Annotated in this window: 7 protein-coding genes; 1 reads left to right on the top strand and 6 read right to left on the bottom strand. The window is 68.6% G+C overall.

Going from position 1 to position 3,552, the window contains the following annotated elements:
• Nucleotides 1-102: 102 nt before the first annotated feature.
• The 6 genes from JSV65_06635 to JSV65_06610 form a co-directional block, all read right to left on the bottom strand.
• Nucleotides 103-732 carry a hypothetical protein gene (locus JSV65_06635; protein ID UCH36024.1) on the bottom strand — a complete coding sequence of 210 codons (630 nt, stop codon included), beginning with the start codon at nucleotides 730-732 and terminating at the stop codon, nucleotides 103-105.
• Nucleotides 733-1,044: 312 nt separating this feature from the next.
• Nucleotides 1,045-1,272: a hypothetical protein gene (locus JSV65_06630; GenBank protein UCH36023.1), complete on the bottom strand. Its 228-nt coding sequence runs from the start codon at nucleotides 1,270-1,272 to the stop codon at nucleotides 1,045-1,047.
• Nucleotides 1,269-1,595: a hypothetical protein gene (locus tag JSV65_06625; GenBank protein UCH36022.1), complete on the bottom strand. Its 327-nt coding sequence runs from the start codon at nucleotides 1,593-1,595 to the stop codon at nucleotides 1,269-1,271. The genes JSV65_06630 and JSV65_06625 overlap by 4 nt, the downstream gene beginning before the upstream one ends.
• Nucleotides 1,592-1,813: a hypothetical protein gene (locus JSV65_06620; GenBank protein UCH36021.1), complete on the bottom strand. Its 222-nt coding sequence runs from the start codon at nucleotides 1,811-1,813 to the stop codon at nucleotides 1,592-1,594. The genes JSV65_06625 and JSV65_06620 overlap by 4 nt, the downstream gene beginning before the upstream one ends.
• Before the next feature lie 97 nt (nucleotides 1,814-1,910).
• A complete protein-coding gene (locus JSV65_06615) occupies nucleotides 1,911-2,303 on the bottom strand; it encodes a hypothetical protein (protein ID UCH36020.1) in 393 nt (130 codons plus the stop codon).
• A complete protein-coding gene (locus JSV65_06610; protein ID UCH36019.1) occupies nucleotides 2,300-2,986 on the bottom strand; it encodes a DNA cytosine methyltransferase in 687 nt (228 codons plus the stop codon). The genes JSV65_06615 and JSV65_06610 overlap by 4 nt, the downstream gene beginning before the upstream one ends.
• Before the next feature lie 136 nt (nucleotides 2,987-3,122).
• Between JSV65_06610 and JSV65_06605 the strand changes: the two genes are divergently transcribed.
• A partial coding sequence (locus JSV65_06605; protein UCH36018.1) for a hypothetical protein occupies nucleotides 3,123-3,552 on the top strand: 430 nt, incomplete at its 3' end.

Below are 3,552 nucleotides of genomic sequence, written 5' to 3'. Positions count from 1 at the left end.
TTGCGGTCGGCCGCGAAGGCGGTATCCATGAGGGCGAAGTGGGTCGCCCTCTTGCGTTGCGTCATCGTCGGGGTGCCTCGAACGCATGTGCGGTATCTCGGGTCATGCGGCGAGTCCCTTGCGCCGGTTGCGCCGCACGCGAAGCCGACTCGCGCGCCTCCATACAGCCTCCGAACGAGCATCGGGCGGCAGCCGTCGGATCTTCGGCAGTTCCGACGCCGGCACCATCCACCACGTCCCCCGCTTGCGGGCCGCGATGCGTCCGGCCCGGATGTCAACGTCCAGGTTGGTACGGCCGGTAATCTCCACAAGCTCGGGCAGCGAATACCAGCGGTGGGACTCGACGAGGAAGCGGAACGGCGAGTCGGCCGGGATGTTGGCCGCGGTGATCCACTCGCCATGCTCGACGATGAACCGCTCGACCTCGGCGTGCGGGATCAGGTGTACCGGCGATGGTCCCTGCCGATAGCCGTGGTGAGCCATGAGCAGGCCGCGCCGAAGCCACTGCTTGCTGATGACAGTCGCATCCGTCCCGAGCAGACGGCCGAGCTCACGGGCGGTGTAGCCGTTGTCGCGCTTGCGGATGCCGAGCCGGCCGGCCTTCACATCCACCCCGACGGCCGTGCGTCCGAGCCGCTTCGCGATCTTCTCGTCGGGCCAGATGCCGTACCAGCGTTCGAGGAACGCGACCTCTGCCGCGCTCCAATGCTCCGACCGTTTCCAAGGTCGCACATGTCGCTGACATGTGCAGCCGAAGGTGTGGTCGCGCATGCCCGTCACCGCGCCACCCACCCCACCATCCCACCGGCCAACAGGCCGATGCAGATGGCGATGCAGTCTCCGAGGAGGGCGTGGAGGTTCACCGCCGCTGCTCCCGATTCGTTCGATGCGCCACGCTCCGTCGATGGGCGCTCCACTCCCCCGCCGTGTACAGCCCGGAGCACACCGGGCACACCCGCTGCTCCCCCATCCACGGATGGCGGAACGGCTGGTGGCGAGCGGCCCACAGTCGGTCGAGGGAGGGCCACGAGTCGCGGTAGGCGATCACGCCCACTCCTCCAGCCACGGCCACGCGATGGCGTCCCACGGCTCGTCGGATTCGGTGACGATGAAGTGGTCGTCGTTGTCCGGGTCGCCTTCGAGTTCCTGCCGGTAGCCGATGGCGTCGCGCTTGCGCGGGAAGTACATCGGCACGTCCTCGCGGTAGATCTCCGGCTTCCGGTCGGCCAGCGTGACCATCCAGAACTTGTCGCGGCGACGTGGGCGGGTCACTCCTCACCCCTCCCCCGCTCCCGCCAGCTCACCTTCGATGCCCGCCCCTTGCCCCGCATCGGCACGCCACACCGCTTGCACAACGGCAGCTCCACCAGCCCCATCGGGAACGAGCGCGACACGATCCGCCCCGACGGCACGCAGCCGCCGCGCGACTGGCAGCGCTGGTATCGCCGCGTGGTACGGATGTTCAGCGCGGTCAGGTCGGCATCCAGGGCACGGATAACTTCGGCGGTGGACAGGTGCAGCCGGTCGGCGATGGAGGATGGGCGCACCCCGGAAAAGCGCAACTGGCGGATGCGGTCACAGGTGGCGGGGCTCACGCGGCACGTCCCTTCGGCTCCAATCGCCGCCGCCGGCTGTTGGCGTAGGCGTCCTCGAGCAGCCGCAGCAGGCGGGCGCGCTGGTCGCGCGTCAACCGGCGCTGGCTGATGGCGCGCAGGTCCGTTTCGAGGTAGTCGAGCCAGGTATCCACGCCGCCCGTCTCGGCGCTGCCGTCGAGGGCCACGCCGTACACGCGGAGTAGGCGGTTGTCGGTCATAGCCCGAACCACCGAAGCACCAACGAGAGCCCCGACAGGACACACGCCAGCAGCAGAAACTTGTCAAAGTGGCGATCCACGAAGCGGTAAACGGCCTTCACGCCGCCGCCTCCCACAATGTCAGCGGCTCCACCTTCGCCTCGGCCCGCTGCATGGCGAACGCCGCCCGCTTCACGGCAGCAGCGGTACGCAACTGGCCGAGGGCACGTCGTCGCAGGGCTCGGTAGGCTTCCATGGCTTCTAGGGCCGTTCTGGCGCACCACACGCCGTTCTCGTCGGACACCACCGGTACGCCTCGCTCACGCATGGCCTGGATGGCAGCCTGTACGTTGCGGATGGCCGTCCGTCGGGCGCGGTCCTCGCCTGCGTCCCCGGTGGCATGCACGGGGGTGCCGTACACGCGATGGGCGAGTTGGGCTTGGGTGAGCGGACCTTCGGCGCGGAGCACCATCTCGACGTGTGCATCGGAGCCGGGGAGGGCGTCGATCATGCGGCACGCTCCGCGGCGAGATACGCCATCAGCGCACGCCCGATGTGCTCGGTGTAGGCCGGCGGGATGGCGTTGAACAGGTCGCCCGTCACGCCAGCCTTCCGGCTGGCTCCGCCGCTCATCGGAATCCACGGCGTGCCTTGGGCCTCGCGGAGTTGATCCGCCGACCGGCCCTTGCCACTCCACGGGTTGTAAACGTCGCGGTGGTCGCACGAGGCGGGGGCCATCGGGAGCGGCCAGTTCGCCTCGAATAGGCGGTGCTTGATGATCCGCAACCCGAAGTGGGTGCCGCAGAGTTCGAGCTGGGCGTCGATTGGCGCCCCAGGCACGTTCTCGATGACGTAGGGCAGACCAGTCGCCCGGAGCAGTTCCCGCGTTGGTCCCAGCAGGTCTAGGTGCTCGGTCCAGTGGTTCCTTTTCCGGCCCCAATCCGCGGCCTTGCGGGTATAGGCCTGACAGGGTGGCGAAGCGTGGATGGCATCCCACTCCCCGATCTTGGGCTGCCACTCGATCAGAGCCCTGAGATATGCGAGGGCATCAGACTGGATAAGGGCCGTAGCCCCGCTTTCGAGGTAGTGTGGCTGCGGATGGATGTCTACGCCATATACCTCGAAGCCCGCGCGGTGGTAGCCCATTGCCGCTCCGCCGGCGCCACAGAACAGGTCGAGGAGCCTAGGCCGCATCGTCCTGCGCTCCCTCGACGCGGGCCAGGTAGGACCGCACCTTGTCCCGGTTGCTCGTCATCCACGGCGGGCCGCCGTCCACTTCGGCATCGGGCGCGAGCTGTACGAGCTGCCGAAGATCGCCGTCGAGTGCGAGGTGGACCAGCGCACCGGCAAGGTGAAGGCACCCAAGGCGCTGCCCATCTACCGCAAGGGTCGTTGGGAGATCGATCGAAAGTTGGGCTGGGTCAAGTACGACCGCGAGCCCGAAGAGCAGCCTGAGCGGGCGGCCGGTGGTGCCCCGGCATCATCCCCGAACCGACCGTCCGCTCAGGCGTCGCGCAGCCCCGAAGAGGAGCGGCTCCGCGACGAGCTGCTGGCCCTGACCAACGGACGCGGGCGCGAGTACCTGGAGCACCTCGCCAGCACGGTGGGTGTGCCGGAAGGCCAGCGCGCCACCGCAGCGCAACTCAGCGCCATGATCGACCTGGCGCTGAGCGAGGCTGCCAATGAGCCACCCCTCGCTCGGGAGGGTGGGCCGGAGAGTGCCCCTCCGGCGGAGGAGGCGTCGGAGGTCGGTTCCCCCC

It is taken from the genome of Armatimonadota bacterium (assembly GCA_020354555.1).
GTDB lineage: Bacteria > Armatimonadota > Hebobacteria.
The sequence above is the reverse complement of the archived record's forward strand: the minus strand, read 5'-3'. Positions and strand labels throughout refer to the sequence as shown.

Coding starts and splice junctions, on each gene's coding strand:
- JSV65_06620 (UCH36021.1), bottom strand. CDS start 1,813: ATGACCGACAACCGCCTACTCCGCGTGTACGGCGTGGCCCTCGACGGC.
- JSV65_06615 (UCH36020.1), bottom strand. CDS start 2,303: ATGATCGACGCCCTCCCCGGCTCCGATGCACACGTCGAGATGGTGCTC.
- JSV65_06610 (UCH36019.1), bottom strand. CDS start 2,986: ATGCGGCCTAGGCTCCTCGACCTGTTCTGTGGCGCCGGCGGAGCGGCA.